General features: G+C 71.8%; 13 protein-coding genes and 1 riboswitch. Of the genes, 10 read left to right on the forward strand and 3 right to left on the reverse strand.

Annotated features, from left to right (window positions below; translation table 11 throughout):
* Window positions 1-183: 183 nt before the first annotated feature.
* Window positions 184-2,643 (reverse strand): DNA gyrase/topoisomerase IV subunit A, encoded by a 2,460-nt coding sequence (locus AQI95_RS42340; protein ID WP_067136607.1) that lies wholly within the window; start codon window positions 2,641-2,643, stop codon window positions 184-186.
* A gap of 269 nt (window positions 2,644-2,912) precedes the next feature.
* On the opposite strand from AQI95_RS42340, the gene AQI95_RS42345 reads away from it, so the two are divergent.
* From AQI95_RS42345 to AQI95_RS42360, 4 genes are all read left to right on the forward strand, one after another.
* On the forward strand, window positions 2,913-4,304 hold the full coding sequence (locus AQI95_RS42345) for a M16 family metallopeptidase (RefSeq protein WP_067136608.1): 1,392 nt from the start codon (window positions 2,913-2,915) through the stop codon (window positions 4,302-4,304).
* Window positions 4,301-5,689 carry a M16 family metallopeptidase gene (locus tag AQI95_RS42350; RefSeq protein ID WP_067136610.1) on the forward strand — a complete coding sequence of 463 codons (1,389 nt, stop codon included), beginning with the start codon at window positions 4,301-4,303 and terminating at the stop codon, window positions 5,687-5,689. The genes AQI95_RS42345 and AQI95_RS42350 overlap by 4 nt, the downstream gene beginning before the upstream one ends.
* A 214-nt stretch (window positions 5,690-5,903) precedes the next feature.
* Window positions 5,904-6,064, forward strand: a riboswitch (cyclic di-AMP (ydaO/yuaA leader).
* A gap of 13 nt (window positions 6,065-6,077) precedes the next feature.
* On the forward strand, window positions 6,078-6,833 hold the full coding sequence (locus tag AQI95_RS42355; RefSeq protein ID WP_067136612.1) for a M23 family metallopeptidase: 756 nt from the start codon (window positions 6,078-6,080) through the stop codon (window positions 6,831-6,833).
* A 194-nt stretch (window positions 6,834-7,027) separates the two neighbouring features.
* Window positions 7,028-7,714, forward strand: a complete 687-nt coding sequence (locus AQI95_RS42360) for a GntR family transcriptional regulator (RefSeq protein WP_067136614.1) — start codon at window positions 7,028-7,030, stop codon at window positions 7,712-7,714.
* Window positions 7,715-7,861: 147 nt separating this feature from the next.
* On the opposite strand, the gene AQI95_RS42365 is transcribed toward AQI95_RS42360, so the two are convergent.
* Complete coding sequence (locus tag AQI95_RS42365; protein ID WP_067136616.1) at window positions 7,862-8,143, reverse strand: HPr family phosphocarrier protein; 282 nt, start codon at window positions 8,141-8,143, stop codon at window positions 7,862-7,864.
* A 177-nt stretch (window positions 8,144-8,320) separates the two neighbouring features.
* On the opposite strand from AQI95_RS42365, the gene AQI95_RS42370 reads away from it, so the two are divergent.
* The 4 genes from AQI95_RS42370 to AQI95_RS42385 all read left to right on the forward strand — a co-directional run bounded on the left by AQI95_RS42370 (window position 8,321) and on the right by AQI95_RS42385 (window position 13,958).
* Window positions 8,321-11,212 carry a bifunctional acetate--CoA ligase family protein/GNAT family N-acetyltransferase gene (locus tag AQI95_RS42370; RefSeq protein WP_208614409.1) on the forward strand — a complete coding sequence of 964 codons (2,892 nt, stop codon included), beginning with the start codon at window positions 8,321-8,323 and terminating at the stop codon, window positions 11,210-11,212.
* Between the two features lie 275 nt (window positions 11,213-11,487).
* Window positions 11,488-12,075: a DUF5998 family protein gene (locus tag AQI95_RS42375; protein ID WP_107121919.1), complete on the forward strand. Its 588-nt coding sequence runs from the start codon at window positions 11,488-11,490 to the stop codon at window positions 12,073-12,075.
* On the forward strand, window positions 12,075-13,265 hold the full coding sequence (locus AQI95_RS42380; protein ID WP_067136618.1) for an alkaline phosphatase family protein: 1,191 nt from the start codon (window positions 12,075-12,077) through the stop codon (window positions 13,263-13,265). Before AQI95_RS42375 ends, AQI95_RS42380 begins: the two co-directional genes overlap by 1 nt.
* A gap of 42 nt (window positions 13,266-13,307) precedes the next feature.
* A complete protein-coding gene (locus AQI95_RS42385) occupies window positions 13,308-13,958 on the forward strand; it encodes a thymidine kinase (protein WP_067136619.1) in 651 nt (216 codons plus the stop codon).
* A gap of 516 nt (window positions 13,959-14,474) precedes the next feature.
* Here AQI95_RS42385 and AQI95_RS42390 read toward each other — a convergent pair.
* On the reverse strand, window positions 14,475-15,122 hold the full coding sequence (locus AQI95_RS42390) for a flavodoxin family protein (RefSeq protein ID WP_079071956.1): 648 nt from the start codon (window positions 15,120-15,122) through the stop codon (window positions 14,475-14,477).
* A 292-nt stretch (window positions 15,123-15,414) separates the two neighbouring features.
* Here AQI95_RS42390 and AQI95_RS42395 point away from each other — a divergent pair, with 292 nt between their 5' ends.
* Entirely contained in the window at window positions 15,415-16,257 is an 843-nt protein-coding gene (locus tag AQI95_RS42395) for a thioesterase II family protein (protein WP_425264969.1), read from the forward strand.
* Between the two features lie 113 nt (window positions 16,258-16,370).
* On the forward strand, window positions 16,371-19,226 hold the full coding sequence (locus tag AQI95_RS50015) for a helix-turn-helix transcriptional regulator (RefSeq protein ID WP_067136620.1): 2,856 nt from the start codon (window positions 16,371-16,373) through the stop codon (window positions 19,224-19,226).
* The last annotated feature ends 68 nt before the right edge of the window (window positions 19,227-19,294 follow it).

A 19,294-nucleotide genomic window follows, 5' to 3' on the forward strand; every position in this document is an offset into this window, starting at 1 on the left:
GGGCCTGTCTTTCGGATCTTGCCGGGGTCGTGGGGTCTGGCACGCACATCTGCCGCGTTGTCGTCACTCGCCGACGCCCCGCGTCGACTCCCTCCTCCGCCTTGCAGCTGCACGCACCAGCCCCCACTCGGGTCAGCCGGAAGGCACCGTCGCCCAAAGCCGGCCTGATCCGAAAGAAAGGCCCTAGACCACCGGCCCCGCGACCACCGACACCGTCTTCGCCAGCGAGGTGCCCGAGCCGTCCCGGCGCGGGTCCAGCTCCGGCAGGTCCGCCGGGGTGCCGTTCTTCTGCGCCGCGCGCGCCGGAACCGGGCCCGCCCAGGCCAGCGACAGACAGTCCTCGCCCTTCAGGAACCGCTGGCAGCGCACGCCGCCCGTGGCCCGGCCCTTGCGCGGGTACTGGTCGAACGGGGTCAGCTTGGCCGTCGTCTGCACCGAGTCGTCCAGCGTGCCGCGCGAGCCCGCCACCGTGAACACCACCGCGTCGACCGCCGGGTCGACGGCCGTGAACGAGATGACCTTCGCGCCCTCGCCGACCTTGATGCCCGCCATACCGCCCGCCGCGCGGCCCTGCGGACGCACGATGGAGGCCTGGAAGCGCAACAGCTGCGCGTCGTCCGTGATGAAGACCAGGTCCTCCTCGCCGGTGCGCAGCTCCACCGCGCCGACGATCCGGTCGCCCTCCTTGAGGGCGATGACCTCCAACTCGTCCTTGTTGGACGGGTAGTCCGGCACCACGCGCTTGACGACACCCTGCTCGGTGCCGAGCGCGAGACCCGGCGACGACTCGTCCAGCGTGGTCAGGCAGATCAGCGTCTCGTCGTCCTCCAGGGAGACGAACTCCGCGAGCGGCGCGCCGCCCGCGAGGTTCGGCGCCGCGCCGGCCTCCGGCAGCTGGGGCAGATCGACCACGGCGACCCGCAGCAGGCGGCCCGCCGAGGTCACCGCACCGATCTCGCCGCGCGCGGTCGCCGGCACCGCAGAGACGATCACGTCGTGCTTGACCCGCTTGGCGCCCGCCTGCTCCGGGAACGGCTCGTCGCTCGCCGTACGGGCCAGCAGCCCCGTCGAGGACAGCAGTACCCGGCAGGGGGCGTCGGCGACCTGGAGCGGCACGGTGGCCACCGGGGCGCCCGCGGACTCCAGCAGGACCGTACGCCGGTCGGTGCCGAACTTCTTGGTCACGGCGGCCAGTTCGGCGGAGACCAGCTTGCGCAGCTCCGCGTCGGACTCCAGGATCCGGGTCAGCTCCTCGATCTCCGCGGTGAGCTTGTCCTTCTCCGCCTCCAGCTCGATGCGGTCGTACTTGGTGAGCCGGCGCAACGGCGTGTCGAGGATGTACTGCGTCTGCACGTCGCTCAGCGAGAACCGCTCCATCAGGCGCTCCTTGGCCTGCGTGGAGTTGTCGCTGGACCGGATCAGCCGGATGACCTCGTCGATGTCGACCAGAGCGGTCAGCAGGCCCTCGACCAGATGCAGCCGGTCGCGGCGCTTTCCGCGCCGGAACTCGCTGCGCCGCCGGACGACGTCGAAGCGGTGGTCGAGATAGACCTCCAGCAGCTCCTTGAGGCCCAGCGTGAGCGGCTGGCCGTCCACCAGCGCCACGTTGTTGATACCGAAGGACTCCTCCATCGGCGTCAGCTTGTAGAGCTGTTCCAGGATCGCCTCCGGCACGAAGCCGTTCTTGATCTCGATGACCAGGCGCAGTCCGTGCTCCCGGTCGGTGAGGTCCTTGACGTCGGCGATGCCCTGGACCTTCTTCGAGTTGACCAGGTCCTTGATCTTGGCGATGACCTTCTCGGGGCCGACGGTGAAGGGCAGTTCGGTGACCACGAGGCCCTTGCGGCGCGCGGTGACCGTCTCGACGGAGACCGTCGCGCGCATCTTGAAGGTGCCGCGGCCCGTCGCGTACGCGTCGCGGATGCCGTCCAGGCCGACGATCCGGCCGCCGGTGGGCAGGTCCGGGCCCGGGACGTGCTTCATCAGCGCGTCCAGGTCCGCGTTCGGATACTTGATCAGATGTCGGGCGGCCGCGATGACCTCGCGCAGGTTGTGCGGCGGCATGTTCGTCGCCATGCCGACCGCGATGCCCGAGGAGCCGTTCACCAGCAGGTTCGGGAAGGCGGCGGGCAGGGCCACCGGCTCCCGCTCCTGGCCGTCGTAGTTGGGCGCGAAGTCGACCGTGTCCTCGTCGATCGACTCGGTCATCAGGCTCGTCGCCTCGGCCATCCGGCACTCGGTGTACCGCATGGCGGCGGGCGGGTCGTCGTTGCCCAGCGAGCCGAAGTTGCCGTGGCCGTCGACCAGAGGGACGCGCATCGAGAAGGGCTGGGCCATGCGCACCAGGGCGTCGTAGATCGACGCGTCGCCGTGCGGGTGCAGCTTGCCCATGACTTCGCCGATGACACGCGCGCACTTCACATAGGCGCGGTCGGGGCGCACGCCCATCTCGTTCATCTGGTACACGATGCGGCGGTGCACCGGCTTGAGGCCGTCACGGGCGTCCGGCAGGGCGCGCGAGTAGATGACCGAGTACGCGTACTCGAGGTAGGAGCCACGCATCTCGTCCACGACGTCGATGTCGAGGATCCTCTCCTCGTACGAGTCGTCGGGCGGCGGGGTCTTCGTGCTGCGGCGGGCCATCGCTGCCGGCTCCTTGCTGAAGCGATTGACGGATCTGACGCCGACCATTGTGGACCGCGGCACCGACAACCCGTGCCACGACCCGGTCCCAGAGCATCCCGGCGGTCTCCGGGAGGCATCCGCGGGCTCATGCGACGCGGCCGCGCGATCCGCTCTGGGCGTACGCCTCGCGGGAACTTCGCCGAGGTCCCCCACGTGTTGCATACAGTGGCAGGAACGGCAGGAAAACCGCGGTTTGCACAACCGCCTCCGCTCGCGAAGGGACGTACATGCCCATGGGTCACACGACCACAGCCGAGGCAGGCTCCGGGGGCCTGACAGCGACCGAGCACCGCTTGGCCAACGGTCTGCGCGTGGTGCTCTCCGAGGACCACCTGACCCCGGTGGCGGCGGTCTGCCTCTGGTACGACGTCGGCTCCCGCCACGAAGTCAAGGACCGTACCGGCCTGGCTCACCTTTTCGAGCACTTGATGTTCCAGGGTTCGGCGCAGGTCAAGGGCAACGGCCACTTCGAGCTGGTGCAGGGCGCCGGCGGCTCGCTGAACGGCACCACCAGCTTCGAGCGCACCAACTACTTCGAGACCATGCCCGCCCACCAGCTCGAGTTGGCGCTCTGGCTGGAGGCCGACCGCATGGGCTCGCTGCTGGCCGCCCTGGACGACGAGTCCATGGAGAACCAGCGGGACGTCGTCAAGAACGAACGCCGGCAGCGCTACGACAACGTGCCCTACGGCACCGCCTTCGAGAAGCTGACCGCGCTGTCGTACCCGGACGGCCACCCCTACCACCACACGCCGATCGGCTCGATGGCGGACCTGGACGCGGCCACCCTGGAGGACGCCCGCCGGTTCTTCCGCACCTACTACGCGCCGAACAACGCGGTGCTCTCCGTGGTCGGTGACATCGACCCCGAGCAGACGCTCGCCTGGATCGAGAAGTACTTCGGCTCGATCGCGTCCCACGACGGCAAGCCCGCGCCCCGCGACGGTTCCCTGCCGGAGGTCATCGGCGAGCAGAAGCGCGAGATCGTGGTCGAGGAGGTCCCGGCGCGCGCCCTGATGGCCGCCTACCGGCTCCCGCAGGACGGCACGCGCGCGTGCGACGCGGCCGACCTCGCCCTCACCGTCCTCGGCGGCGGCGAGTCCTCCCGCCTGTACAACCGGCTGGTGCGCCGCGACCGTACGGCCGTCGCGGCCGGCTTCGGCCTGCTGCGCCTGGCCGGAGCGCCCTCCATGGGCTGGCTGGACGTGAAGACCTCCGGTGACGTCGAGGTGCCGGTGATCGAGGCCGCCATCGACGAGGAGCTGGCCCGGTTCGCCGAGGAGGGCCCCACGCCCGAGGAGATGGAGCGCGCCCAGGCCCAGTTGGAGCGTGAGTGGCTGGACCGCCTCGGCACGGTCGCCGGCCGCGCCGACGAACTGTGCCGCTTCGCCGTCCTGTTCGGCGACCCGCAGCTCGCCCTCACCGCCGTCAAGCGCGTCCTGGAGGTGACCCCGCAGGAGGTCCAGGAGGTCGCCAAGGCCCGCCTGCGCCCCGACAACCGCGCCGTGCTGGTCTACGAACCGAAGTCCCCGCAGGCCCCGGACGCGGACGTCCCCGAGGACCCGGAGCAGGAAGCGACCGTAGAGGCCGGTAACGAGAACGAGGAGACGGCCAAGTGACCGAGCTCGCCACCATGGACTTCCATCCCCAGCCGCAGCCCGGCGAGGCCAAGCCGTGGGCGTTCCCGGCCCCTGAGCGCGCCGCGCTCGGCAACGGCCTGACGGTGCTGCGCTGCCACCGTCCCGGCCAGCAGGTCGTCGCCGTCGAGGTGCTGCTGGACGCGCCCCTGGACGCCGAGCCGGCCGGCCTGGACGGTGTCGCCACGATCATGGCGCGGGCCTTCTCGGAGGGCACCGACAAGCACTCCGCCGAGGAGTTCGCGGCCGAGCTGGAGCGCGCGGGCGCGACGCTCGACGCGCACGCCGACCACCCCGGCGTCCGGCTCAGCCTGGAGGTCCCGGCCTCCCGCCTGGCCAAGGGCCTCGGTCTGCTCGCCGACGCGCTGCGCGCGCCCGCGTTCGCCGAGAGCGAGGTCGAGCGCCTGGTCCGCAACCGTCTGGACGAGATCCCGCACGAGCTGGCCAACCCCTCCCGCCGGGCCGCCAAGGAGCTGTCCAAGGAGCTGTTCCCGGCGACCTCGCGCATGTCCCGCCCGCGCCAGGGCACCGAGGACACGGTCGAGAAGATCGACGCCGCCGCCGTATGCGCCTTCTACGACCGCTACGTACGACCGGTGACCGCCACCGCGGTCGTGGTCGGCGACCTCACCGGGGTCGACCTGGACGCGCTGCTCGGCGACACCCTGGGCGCCTGGACCGGCACCCCGGGCGAGCCGCGGACGATGCCGCCGGTCAGCGCCGACGACACCGGCCGCGTGGTCATCGTGGACCGCCCCGGCGCCGTCCAGACCCAGCTGCTCATCGGCCGCGTCGGCTCCGACCGGCACGACCGTGTGTGGCCCGCCCAGGTGCTCGGCACCTACTGCCTCGGCGGCACCCTCACCTCCCGCCTGGACCGCGTCCTGCGTGAGGAGAAGGGCTACACCTACGGTGTGCGCGCCTTCGGGCAGGTCCTGCGCTCCGCCGCGGACGGCACGGGCGCCTCGATGCTGGCCATCAGCGGCTCCGTGGACACCCCCAACACCGGCCCGGCGCTGGACGACCTGTGGAAGGTGCTGCGCACCCTCGCCGCGGACGGCCTGACCGACGCCGAGCGGGACGTGGCCGTGCAGAACCTCGTCGGCGTGGCGCCGCTGAAGTACGAGACCGCGGCGGCCGTCGCGAGCACGCTGGCCGACCAGGTCGAGCAGCACCTGCCCGACGACTTCCAGGCGACGCTGTATCAGCAACTGGCCGCGACGGGCACGGTGGAGGCCACGGCGGCCGTCGTCAACGCGTTCCCGGTGGACCGGCTGGTGGCCGTCCTCGTCGGTGACGCCTCCGAGATCAAGGCGCCGGTGGAGGCGCTCGGCATCGGTGAAGTGACCGTGGTGGCGGCCGAGTAACGGCACGCGCGCGTGGGGCCCTGACGACCTACAGGCCGTCAGGGCCCCTGCTGTTTCCACTCCCTTCCCCAGATGTCCGATTTGCGACAGAGGTTGCCTGTCTGCCCTGTGGGATGCGCTACAAAAGCCCGGATCCGTTTGGGATCGGAAAGCGGGTTTCCGTAGCGTCGTCCGGGCTGTTCGTCGGTAGGCAGTGCGCCGCACCCGCGGCACCGGGCAGCCATCGCCGAGTCCCCGTACGGCGCGAGCCAGGGGAGCCGGGGACCCATCAGTCCCTGGGGTGAATCGGGCGCCCGTGCGTGAGCGAGGGGGCCCGTAGGAGACCTTCCTGCTCCGAACCCGTCAGCTAACCCGGTAGGCGAGAAGGAAGGAAAGGACCAGCCACTTCATGGCGTTCATGTGCGCCACCGGGAAGCACCGCAAGCCCGGCCGGGTCAAGCGCACCACCGCTCAGGCGGCCGGTGTCGCGGCCCTCACCACCACCGGTCTCATCGGCACCCTCGCGGCGTCCCCGGCGTCGGCCGCCGAGAACGCCCCGGAGCAGACCGGCCTCACCCCGGTGATCACCGTCGGCGACGACATCGCCGAGCACATCGACGAGCAGGCCGCCGCCCAGAAGCAGGCCGCCGAGCAGAAGGCGGCCGAGCAGGCCGCGGTCAAGGCGGCGGCGGAGAAGGCCCAGAAGGAGCGCGCGGCCAAGGCCCGCGCCGCCCGCGAGGCCGAGCGCGAGCGCCTGAACGCCTTCGTGGCCCCGATCGCGCACTCCTACGTCTCCACGGGCTACAAGGCCAGCAGCTCCCTGTGGTCCTCCGGCTCGCACACCGGCATCGACTTCCACGCGGCCAGCGGCACGTCCGTCCACGCGGTCGGCTCCGGCACGGTCGTCTCCACCGGCTGGGGCGGGGCGTACGGCAACCAGATCGTGATCCGGATGGCCGACGGCATGTACACGCAGTACGGCCATCTGTCGTCCATGGGTGTCTCGGTCGGTCAGCAGGTCACCCCGGGCCAGCAGATCGGCCTGTCGGGCGCCACCGGCAACGTCACCGGACCGCACCTGCACTTCGAGGCCCGTACGACCCCCGACTACGGCTCGGACGTCGACCCCGTCGCCTATCTCCGCACGCACGGCGTGGACGTCTGACCCGACGCGACTATCCGCGGCCCCGGCTCAACGAGCCGGGGCTTTCGCCGTTTTGCGCGGTGCACACCGGGCGTGCTGACCAAAAAATATCCATGGATTCCGGCCTGCCGTCGGAAATTCCGGCCCTTTGGAATAGAGTCACGGAACAGGCGTCCATCGTCGACGTTTCACGGGGATTAAGGCGGAGGTCGGTCATGCGTATTCCGGCGCACTCGGTGTGCACGGCGATCCGGGACGACATCGTCGCGGGTGTCCATGGACGCGGCGGCCGCCTCACCGAGGAAGTCCTGGCCCGCCGCTACGGCGTCTCGCGCGTCCCCGTCCGCGAGGCCCTGCGCACCCTGGAGGCGGAGGGCTTCGTGGTGACCCGCCGGCACGCGGGCGCGTGCGTGGCCGAGCCGACCGAGCAGGAGGCGGCCGACCTGCTGGAGATGCGCATGCTCCTGGAGCCGCTCGGGGCCGCCCGGGCCGCGCAGCGGCGCACGGAGGCCCATCTGAAGGTGCTGCGCGGCCTGGTCAGGCTGGGGCAGGAGCGGGCCAGGAGGGGGTACAGCGAGGATCTGCGCTCCCTGGGCGGCTGGTTCCACGAGACGCTCGCCCAGGCCTCCTGCAGCCCCTCGCTGACGGCGATGCTCACCCAGCTGCGTCACAAGATCGCTTGGATGTACTCGGTGGAGGCGCCGCCGAGCCCGGTGGAGTCCTGGGCGGAGCACGGTGCCATCGTCGACGCGGTGGCGCGCGGCGACGGCGAACGCGCGCGTGCGGTCACGGCGCTGCACACCGAGCGCGCGACGCCCGCGCACCGCTTGCGCTTCTCGGGGACCGCCGAGCGTGTGAGGACTTCGCAACACGCCGTAAACATGTCGGGCCTTCGGCATTAACACTGGCGCCGTATACAAAGAAGGGATATTCGGCGGCCCTGCAATTTCGCCGCGCGAATTCCGGTGTGCGCGGAATGGACCCGAAAAGCGCGGAGCCGCGCCGCCCGAAAAGGGCGACGCGGCTCCGTCGTATCGGTGCGCCGGTACTCAGACCGTCTCGGGCAGTTCCTCGAGGCCCTCGGCGACCAGCTTCGCCAGACGGTCGAGGGCGGCGTCCGCGCCCTCGGCCTCGGAGGCGAGGACGATCTCCTCGCCGCCCTGGGCGCCCAGGCTCAGGACGGCCAGCATGGAGGCCGCGTTGACGGGGTTGCCGTCAGCCTTGGAGATCGTCACCGGGACGCCTGCGGCCGTGGCGGCTCGGACGAAGATGGAGGCGGGACGGGCGTGGAGACCCTCGGCCCAGCCGACGTTGACGCGGCGCTCAGCCATGTGTTGCTGCCCTTCAGTCTTCAGGGTTGTCTAGACCAGTTTCCCATATCGTGAAGCATGCCCGGATCGGACCTTGGTCCTGTCCCGGTGTGTCGTCGGACCGCGGCCTCGATCCGACTTTCGTCCTCCATAGACTGCCCCGCGCCGTTGTCGTACGCGAGCCGTACTCTGGGGCCCATGCAGACCTCGGCGGACCGGCAGGACCGGCACGAGTACCCCGCCCACTGGGAGGCGGACGTGGTGCTGCGCGACGGTGGCACCGCACGCATCCGGCCCATCACCGTTGATGACGCCGACCGCCTGGTCAGCTTCTACGAGCAGGTCTCGGACGAGTCGAAGTACTACCGCTTCTTCGCGCCGTACCCACGTCTGTCCGCCAAGGACGTCCACCGCTTCACGCACCACGACTTTGTGGACCGGGTGGGACTCGCGGCCACCATCGGCGGCGAGTTCATCGCCACCGTACGCTACGACCGCATCGGCGCCGACGGCATGCCCGCCTCCGGTCCGGCCGACGAGGCCGAGGTCGCCTTCCTGGTGCAGGACGCGCACCAGGGCCGCGGGGTCGCCTCCGCGCTGCTGGAGCACATCGCGGCCGTGGCCCGCGAGCGCGGCATCCGACGCTTCGCCGCCGAGGTGCTGCCCGCCAACTCCAAGATGATCAAGGTGTTCACGGACGCCGGCTACACCCAGAAGCGCAGCTTCGAGGACGGTGTCGTCCGCCTGGAGTTCGATCTCGAACCCACCGACCGCTCCCTCGCCGTGCAGCGCGCGCGGGAGCAGCGCGCCGAGGCCCGCTCGGTGCGCCGGCTGCTCGTGCCCGGCTCCGTGGCGGTCGTCGGCGTCGGCCGCGCCCCCGGCGGCGTCGGCCGCGGCGTCCTCGGCAACATCAGGGGCGCCGGCTACGGCGGCCGGCTGCACGCCGTCAACGCGGCCTTCCCCGAGGACCTCAAGGAGGTCGACGGGGTGCCGGCCCACCGCTCCGTGCGGGACATCGAGGAGCCCGTCGACCTCGCCGTCGTCGCCGTACCGGCCGATCATGTGCCGGCGGTGGTCGCGGAGTGCGGTGAGCACGGTGTGCAGGGGCTCGTCGTACTCTCCGCCGGATACGCCGAGAGCGGGCCCGAGGGACGCGAACGGCAGCGCGCGCTCGTGCGCCACGCGCGCGCGTACGGGATGCGGATCATCGGCCCGAACGCCTTCGGGATCATCAACACCGCGGCGGACGTCCGGCTGAACGCCTCCCTGGCCCCGGAGATGCCCCGCGCCGGCCGCATCGGGATGTTCACCCAGTCCGGCGCGATCGGCATCGCCCTGCTGTCCCGGCTGCACCGGCGCGGCGGAGGAGTCACCGGGGTCACGGGCGTGTCCACGTTCGTGTCCGCCGGCAACCGCGCGGACGTCTCCGGAAACGACGTCCTCCAGTACTGGTACGACGACCCCGAGACCGACGTCGTCCTCATGTACCTGGAGTCCATCGGCAACCCCCGCAAGTTCACGCGCCTCGCGCGGCGGACGGCGGCGGCCAAGCCGCTGGTCGTCGTGCAGGGCGTCGGGTCCGCGCCCCAGGGGCACGCGGTGCGGGCGACCCGGCTGCCGCCCGCCACCGTCTCCGCGCTGCTGCGGCAGGCCGGGGTGATCCGGGTCGACACGATCACCGAACTGGTCGACGCGGGGCTGCTGCTCGCGCGCCAGCCGCTGCCCGCCGGGCCGAGGGTGGCGATCCTGGGCAACTCCGAGTCGCTGGGCGTGCTGACGTACGACCGGTGCCTCGCCGAAGGGCTGCGGCCGTCGCTGCCGATGGACCTGACGACCGGGGCGACGGCGCAGGACTTCCACCGGGCGCTGGCGCGGGCCCTGGCGGACGGCACGAACGACGCCGTGGTCGTCACGGCGATCCCCGCGATCGGAGAGGGGCCGCCGAGGGACGCGGAGCTGGCGCAGGCGTTGCGGTCGGCGGCGGCCGCGGTGCCGGGCAAGCCGGTGCTGGTGGTGCATGTGGAACTCGGAGGGCTCGCGGAGGCCTTGTCGGCCGCGGCGAGCACCGCGCCCCAGGTCGCCGCGAAGGCCCCCGGCGCCGAGGACGGTGCCGACTCCCAGCCCCGCCTGGCTTCACGCGCGCGGGGGGACGCCCATCGCCCCACCGGGCGACTGCCCACCGCGGGAGCCGACACACCGCCCGCCGTACCGGTTCCCCCGGAGGGCACCCACCTCATCCCCGCCTACCCCGCCGCCGAACGTGCCGTGCGCGCGCTCGCCGAAGCCGTCCGGTACGGGCAGTGGCGGCGCGAGGCGGCCGAGCCCGGGAAGGTGCCCGAGTACGACGACATCGACGAGAAGAGGGCCGCGCGGCTGATCGGCGAGCTGCTCGCGCGCGGGGAAGGGCTCACCATCTCCGACGGGGAGACCTGCGAGCTGCTCGGCGAGTACGGCATCCCGGTGCGGCGTGCGCTGCCCGCTCCCACCGCCGAAGCAGCAGCCGACGCCGCCCGCGCCCTCGGCTACCCGGTGGCCCTCAAGGCCACCGCCCCGCAGCTCCGACACCGCGCGGACCTCGGCGGCGTACGTCTGGACCTCGCGGACGAGGAGCAACTGCGCCGGGCGTACGCCGAGTTGACCGAGCTGTTCGGCAGGCCGCAGGAGCTGCGGCCGGTGGTGCAGAGCATGGCACCGCGCGGTGTCGACACCGTCGTGCGCGCCGTGATCGACCCGGCGGCCGGGGCCGTGCTCTCCTTCGGGCTCGCCGGGGCAGCGTCACAGCTGCTCGGGGACATGGCGCACCGGCTCGTGCCGGTCACCGACCGGGAGGCGACCTCGCTGGTGCGGTCGATCCGCACGGCACCGCTGCTGTTCGGCTGGCGCGGCTCCACGCCCGTCGACACCCCGGCGCTGGAGGAGCTGCTGCTGCGGGTGTCCCGGCTGGTCGACGATCATCCGGAGGTGGTCGCCGTCACCCTGGAGCCGGTCGTCGTCGCCCCGCACGGCGTGAGCGTCCTCGGCGCGACGGTACGGCTCGCACCGCCGCCCGCGCGTGACGACCTGGGTCCGCGCACGATGCCGGCCTACTGACGGCGACGGGTCGTCCGAGAGCACGTGCGCCGCGGAGCAGGGGGGCTTCCGGTGCGGGCGCGGGTGCGGGATCGTGGTGGGTTCCCGCATCCACCGCGCGGGCGGACGCGGGACCGCAGTGGGTTCTCGCTCCGGGCGGCGGAGCCGTACGCCGAGCACGGACCCGCGCCGCAGAGGCCGGCCGCTCCCGCGTCGGCTGCCGATGACCTGCCGAGCGGCCGCGGGTCCCCGCGACTGGCCCGGACCCCCCTTGCCCACGGATTAGGATGGACGCCATGGCCAAGACCAGTACGACGACCCAGGGGCTGCGTTCGGCGATCGAGCGCAGCGGCTACTACCCGGCCCTCGTGTCCGAGGCGGTGGAGGCCGCCGTGGGCGGCGAGCCGATCCGGTCGTACCTGGTCCACCAGGAGACGACGTTCGACCAGAACGAGGTCCGCCGGCATGTGACGGTGCTGGTCCTCACCGGCAACCGCTTCATCGTCAGCCACACCGACGAGCAGGCCGCCGACAGCACCTCCCCGACGCCGTACGCCACCACCTCCACCGAGTCCGTGAAGCTCGGCCGGATCTCCTCGGTCGTGGTCAGCCGCGTGGTCGCGAACCCGGAGCAGTACACGCCGGGCACCCTGCCCCGTGAGGTCGTGCTCACCATCGGCTGGGGCGCGGTCAGCCGCATCGACCTGGAGCCCGCCGCCTGCGGCGACCCCAACTGCGACGCCGACCACGGCTACACGGGCAGCTCCACGGCGGACGATCTCAGCCTGCGCGTCAGCGAGGCCGGGGACGGCCCGGAGACGGTGCGCCAGGCGCTCACCTTCGCCCAGGCCATCTCGGAGGCGACCGCGGACATCGCCCGCTGATGTCCCAGCTCTCCGCCTGGGACCACCCGGAACCGCTCGCCCTGGACACCGCGCCGCTGCCCGAGTACGGCACCGGCTCTCTCGCCGACCTGCTGCCCACCCTGGCCGCCGGTATGGGCGTCCCGGGCCCGACCGCCACGATCGAGGAACTGACCGCGGCCGACCGGGTCTGTGTCTTCCTGATCGACGGGCTCGGCTGGGAACAGCTGCGGGCCCACACCGACGAGGCCCCCTTCCTGGCCTCGCTGCTCGGCGGCTCGCGCGGCGGCACCGGCCGCCCCCTGACCGCCGGCTATCCGGCGACCACCGCGACCTCCCTGGCCTCCGTCGGCACCGGCCTGCCGCCCGGCGCCCACGGCCTGCCCGGCTACACCGTGCGCGACCCGGCCACCGGCGGGCTGATGAACCAGCTCCGCTGGCAGCCGTACACCGACCCGCGCGCCTGGCAGCCGTACCCCACGGTCTTCCAGCTGGCCCACGCGGCCGGCGTGCACACCGCGCAGGTGACCTCGCCCGCCTTCGAGCACACCCCGCTCACCAAGATCGCACTCAGCGGCGGACGCTTCCACGGCCGGCTGAGCGGCGAGGACCGCATGGACCTCGCGGCCGAGCAACTGGCGGCCGGGGACCGCTCGCTCGTCTACACGTACTACTCCGAGCTGGACGGCGCCGGACACCGCTACGGCGTCGCCTCCGACACCTGGCGCGGCCAGCTGATGTACGTCGACCGGCTCGCCCAGCGCCTCGCCGAGCAACTGCCGCCGCGCAGCGCGCTCTACGTCACCGCCGACCACGGCATGGTCGACGTCCCGTTCGACGACGAGCACCGTATCGACTTCGACACGGACTGGGAGCTGCGCGCCGGGGTCGCCCTGCTGGGCGGCGAGGGCCGGGCACGGCACGTGTACGCGGTGCCGGGCGCCGAGAGCGACGTACTGACCGTCTGGCGCGAGGTGCTCGGCGACCGGTTCTGGGTGGCCTCGCGGGACGAGGCGATCGCGGCGGGCTGGTTCGGGCCGCACATCGACGAACGGGTGTACCCCCGGCTCGGCGACGTGGTCGCGGCCGCGCACGACGACGTCCTGATCATCGCGACCGAGCGGGAGCCGAAGGAGTCGGCGCTGGTCGGCAACCACGGTTCGATGACGCCCGCCGAGCAGCTGGTCCCGCTGCTCGAAGTACGCTCCTGACGCCCCTCCCGTGACTACTCGCCGAAAGGTGCTCAACTCCTCATGCCCGAGCTGGTGTTCTTCTCCGGAACGATGGACTGCGGGAAGTCGACTCTGGCGCTTCAAATTGGGCACAACCGTTCGGCGAGGGGTCTGCAGGGTGTGATCTTCACGCGGGATGACCGCGCCGGCGAGGGTAAGTTGTCGTCGCGTTTGGGCTTGGTCACAGACGCGGTTGAGGCGGCTCCGGGCGTGGACCTGTACGGGTACCTCGTGGAGCAGATGTCGCACGGTGCCAAGGTCGACTACGTGATCATGGACGAGGCTCAGTTCCTCGCGCCGGAGCAGATCGACCAGTTGGCCCGGATCGTGGACGACCTCGGCTTGGACGTCTTCGCGTTCGGCATTACCACGGACTTCCGCACCAAGCTCTTCCCTGGCTCGCAGCGCTTGATCGAACTTGCCGACCGTGTGGAGACGTTGCAGGTCGAGGCGATGTGCTGGTGCGGTGCACGAGCCACCCACAATGCGCGCACCCTGGCTGGGGAGATGGTGGTCGAGGGTGAGCAGGTGGTGGTGGGGGATGTGACCGGCTCGGCTGCGGAGGTGGGGTATGAGGTGCTGTGCCGGCGACATCACCGCAGGCGGATGACGAGCGCCACCGCCCGTGCAGGGGCGTTGTCGCCGGACGTATTGCCGGTCGCCTCCGCCTGATGTTCTGTTGGAGGGACGTCGGTGGACACCTTCTCGGTCGTGCTGGTCATGGTTGTTGCCGTGTGGCGCGTATGTGGTGGAGTTCCGGTTCAAGGTGGAGCCGCTGAGACAGCACTACGTCGCTGATCTGGCATACATGCAGGTCGGGGAGGGTCTGACTCTTCGGAGTCGGGCCCGGTGTGCTTTCCCGTGCTGGGTTTCGGCTCCTGCGGCGCGTAGCGAGGCGTAGCGCGTGTTCTGGTTTCGGCGGGCCAGGGCGGCGTTCGCCTTCGGCGGCGCCGGCACGAACACGTAGTCGGCGACGGGGACGACGGTCGCGGTGAGGGCCAGAGCGCGCAGCGCGAGCGGCAGGTTCGCCGTAGCCGGGCCGATCACGCGAACACGAGGGTGATCGTGGTGTAGACGGTCAGTCAGGTGATCAGCGGGCGGCGGTGCAGGGACGGGACGGCCGGGCCGGGCGCGTGGGTGGTCATGGGGCGTTCTCCGGTACTGACGAGAAGGGCACGCGCCGCCGGTTCAGGCGGCCCGGGCGACATGGCCGGCGGCGAAGATCTGCGCCTCGCGAGCCACGAGGGTGCCGGGGTGTTCGGCAGTGGCGATGTCGGACTTGTGGACGGCTTCCGGGCCGGCGTCGTTCGGGCTCCGGCCGCCGACCCCGGCGAAGTAGCCGAGGCGGTTGAGGTCGTTCTCGCTGCCGGTGGTCGAGCCCCGACTGGGCAGCGGGCCGAGGTCGACCCAGTGCATACCGTGCTGGGCGGCCAGGGTGGCGAAGGAGCCCAGCGTGAAGGACTTGTCGTCGGAGTTGGTGAATTCGGCGACAACCTTCCCGGCCCACGACTGGACGGCCCGGCGCCTGGGGCCGGCTTCGGCGAAGGTGTGGAAGGCGGCCGAGGTGGTGCCCATGTATGTGGGCGAGCCGAAGATGATCGCGTCCGCAGCACCGAGCCGGGCCCACTGCTCGTCCGTGATCGCGTCGACCGGGAAGGACACGGCCTCGGCACTGGTGGAGGCGACGCCGCGGGCGACCGCTTCGGCGAGCACGGCGGTGTGGCCGTAACCGGAGTGGAAGGCGATGACGACGCTGGGGCGGCGGTCCGGCGCCCACGGCCTTGTGTGGCGCCATCGCCAGCCATGGTGCCGGCGGTCCGAACGGTGTGGCGACATCTGGCCTGTTTGGCCGTCCAATGTACGGGAACGCCACCAGACCCGGCCCGACTGTGCTGCCACAGGAAGCGGAACCCGGTCGACGGGCCGGATTAGAGGCCTTGGGTCTCGTATAGGGGTGGCTGAAAATCCGCCTTTCTGTATCCCGGAGGTGTTCGGCTGACCTCGCGAGAACGGGGCCGAAACGACACGACGGATGCCTTTCGTAGGCGATTTCAGGACGCGTAGGGGTCCGATGTAGGGGTACTGGACGCCGGGGGGCTCTGCTAGACATGAAGCTAACGGAACGCGTGTGCGTGGGCGGCTGAAGTGTTCGGGCCTGATGAACTGTCGTGCTGCTCCCGGACAAGAACACGGAGTTTTCAGACCTTTGATCGACAACCAGAATGCCGACGCCTGGATCCGCCGCTATCAAGCCGCGGACGATGCTGCGATCAGGCTTGTCTGCCTGCCGCACGCCGGCGGATCCGCCTCCTTCTACTTCCCCATGGCCCAGGCACTGGCCCCCGCGGTGGACGTCCTCTCCGTGCAGTACCCCGGACGCCAGGACCGCCGGCACGAGCCCGGCATCACCGACATCGGCGTCTACGCGGACGCCCTGACCAGCGCACTCCTGCCCTGGGTGGACCGCCCGCTGGCCCTCTTCGGCCACAGCATGGGCGCCGTCCTCGCCTTCGAGGTGACGCGCCGTCTCGAACGCGACCACGGCATCGACCCGGTCCGCATCTTCGCCTCGGGCCGGCGCTCGCCCTCCAGTCACCGCCCCGAGACCGTGCACCTGCGTGACGACGACGGCATCGTCGCCGAAATGCGCGAACTCAGCGGGACCGACGCCGCCATTCTCGGCGACGAGGACATCCTCCGCATGGTGCTTCCCGCCATCCGGAGCGACTACACGGCCATCGAGAATTACCGCGCCGCTCCCGAGCACACGGTGAATGCCCCGGTCACGGTGCTGACCGGCGAATCCGACCCGCGTACCAGCCGCGTGGAAGCGGAATCCTGGGAAGGGCACACTCTCGGCGGATTGGACCTCCATAGTTTCCCTGGAGGACACTTCTTTCTCACCAAGCAACAGGCGCAGGTGCTGAAGATCGTTTCCGAAGAGCTCGCAGCGGCCGCCCGGAAGGGCTGAGCCGGCCGCCGGGCAGGGCCGCATGACCAGCGGCTCTGCCCGGCCGGCGTGAGGAACGCAGGACCCGTGCGCAGGGCGCATATCCGTACATTCCCGGGGAAGGGAACGCAGTCGTGACAAGGCTCGTCGAGCGTGAGAAGCAGTGGGAGACGCTGAACGACCTGCTCGGGAGCGCCCGCGGGGGCCGCGGCCGCGTCGCCGTCATCAGTGGGCCGATCGCCGCTGGCAAGACGGTCCTGCTCGAACGTTTCACCGAGGAGGCCATCTCCTTGGGAGCGCTGGTCCTGGAGGCCGCCGGATACCGTGCCGAGCGCTACCTCTTCTTCGGCATCCTGCGCCGCATCCTCGACGGCGCCGCCCCCCTCGACCCCGCCGTCCACGCCGAGGCCACCGCCCTCCTCGACGGCGTCGCCGCCCAGGCCATGGACCCCGGCGACACCGCGGCCGCCGTCGAGGTCGGCATGCGCGTCCTGCCGCACGTCTGCGCCTCCCTCCTCCGCGTCGCCCGCGACCGCACCGTCGTCATCGCCGTCGACGACGTCCACCATGGCGACGAGCTCTCCCGCGCCTTCCTGCTCTGCCTGGCCCGGCGCATCCGGCAGTCCGGCGTCCTGATGGTCCTCACCGAGGGCGTCCGTCTGCTGCCCGCCCAGCTCGACTTCCACGCCGAACTGCGCCGCCAGCCCCACTGCACCGCCATCAGCCTGCCGCTGCTCTCCGCGGACGGCACCGCGCGCATCCTGTCCGGCCCCTTCTCCACGGCCGCCGCAGGACGGCTCGCCGCAGACTGCCACGACACCACCGGCGGAAACCCCCTCCTGGTCAAGGCACTCCTGGAGGACGGCCTCGCCGCCCTCGGCGACAGCGAGCCCTTCCAGCAGCTCGCCCCAGCCGAGACCTTCGAACGCGCCGTCCTGGACTGCCTGCACCGCGGCGACCCCGACATGCTGGCCGTCGCCCGCGGCATCGCCGTCCTCGGCGCCGCCGCCCCCACGTCCCTCGTGGCCCGCATCACCGACGTCCACGTCCGCGCTGTCGAACTCGCCGTCCAGGACCTCACCCGCTGCGGCCTCCTGCGCGACGGCGCCTTCCGCATGACCGCCACCCGCGCCGCGGTCCTGGCCGCGGCCCCGCCCGGAGCGCTGTCCGCGCTCCACCAGCGTGCCGCCCGCCTCCTGCACGAGGAGGGCGCCGCCGCCCTCGACATAGCCCGCCACCTCGTCGCCACCCGCAAGCCGGCCGAGGAATGGGCGATCCCCGTCCTGCAGGAAGCGGCCGAGTACGCCCTCGTCGAGGACGACCCCCAGTTCGCCCTGAGCTGCGGCGAACTCGCCGTCGACTCCTGCCCCGAAGGCTCGCGCCGCACCGCCCTGAAGTCCCGCCTCGTCAGCATCGTCTGGCGCAGCAGCCCCGTCGCCGCCGAAGGACACCTGCGCCAGCTGTCCCGGGAGTTCTCTGCCGGCCGCCTCAGCGACCGCGACCTGCTGCATGCCGTGTCCTGCCTCGCCTGGATGGGCGAGGCCCGCCCGGCCGCTGAGGCCGTACGCCGCCTGCAGACGGCCGTGCAACAGGCCGAGGAAGCCGGGCAGCCCTTCGCCTACGCCCCCGCCACCCTCGCCGCTGCGCAGAGCTGGCTCTCCCTGGTCAGCCCCCCGGTCCGTGAGACGTTCACCGCCGACGGACCCGGCCTCACCGCCCGGCCCGCGCCCGCCGCCCTCGGCACCGCCGCCCCCTACGACATGCCCGAGGACGCCCACCTGCCCGCCGCAGAGGCCCTGCGCACCGCCCTGCGCGGCGGCCCGGGCGACACGGCCGTCGCCGAGGCCACCCGGGTGCTGCAGCGCTACCACCTCAGCGACTGCACCCTCACCCCCCTCGTCCTGGCCGTTCTGGCCCTGGTCTACGCGGGTCGCCTCGACCTCGCTCTCACCTGGACCGACCGGCTCCTCGCCGAGTGCTCCGCCCGCAACGCCCCGGCCTGGCAGGCCGCCCTCGGCGTCGTCCGGGCCGAAGTCGCCCTCCGCCAGGGCGACCTGCCCGGCGCGGCCGCCCAGGCCCGGCAGGCCATGTCGCTGATCTCCACGCAGTGCTGGGGCGCCGGAATCGCCCTGCCCCTCGCCGTCCTCATCGAGGCCGAGACCCAGATGGGCAACCTCGCCGAAGCGATGGCCCTGCTCGAACAGCCCGTTCCCGAACTGATGCTGGAGACGCAGCTCGGCCTGCACTACCTCCGCGCCCGGGGCCGCTGCCACCTCGCCACCGGCCGCTATCACGCCGCGCTGCGAGACTTCCTCACCTGCGGTGAACTCATGCAGGCCTGGGGCATGGACGCCGCCGAGCTGGCCCCCTGGCGGCTGGACGCCGCCGAGGCCTGGCTCGCCATCGGCAACGTGGCCCGTGCCCGCGAGTACGTCGAGCAGCACGAGCAGCGCGAGGCCGGCCCCTCCGGCGTCCAGCCGCGCGGACACCTGCTGTATGCGCTCGCCCGGACCAGCGGCGACCTCGCGTACCGGCTGAAGCGGCTCACCGAAGCCGTCGAACTCCTCGAACAGGGCGAGGACCGGCTCCAACTCGCCCGGGCCCTGGGCGAACTGGGCAGCGCCCACCGCGCCGCCGGGGACTACAACCGGGCCCGGATGTTCGTCCGCAAGGCCTGGCACGTCGCCAAGTCCTGCGGGGCGCAGCCCCTGTGTCAACAGTTCACCCGCGGCCAGGACGACGGGGAGCCCGTCACCACCGGGCGCGAGGCGGAACCGCCCCGGGAGGCGGAGGTGCTCTCCGAGGCGGAGGCCCGGGTGGCCCTGCTCGCCGTCCGCGGCCACACCAACCGGGAGATCGCCACTAAGCTGTACGTCACCGTCTCCACGGTCGAGCAGCACCTGACCCGGATCTACCGCAAGCTGAAGGTCAAGCGGCGCCGGGACCTGCCGGCCCGGCTGTGGGACCTGCGGCTGCCGGAGATCGCCTGAGCCTGGCGGCCCGGCCGGAGCGCGGGGCCCGGGCCGGAGGTTCCCCGGCGGAAGGCGTCCCGGCAGAA

The sequence above is a fragment of the Streptomyces yokosukanensis genome, from assembly GCF_001514035.1.
GTDB lineage: Bacteria > Actinomycetota > Actinomycetes > Streptomycetales > Streptomycetaceae > Streptomyces > Streptomyces yokosukanensis.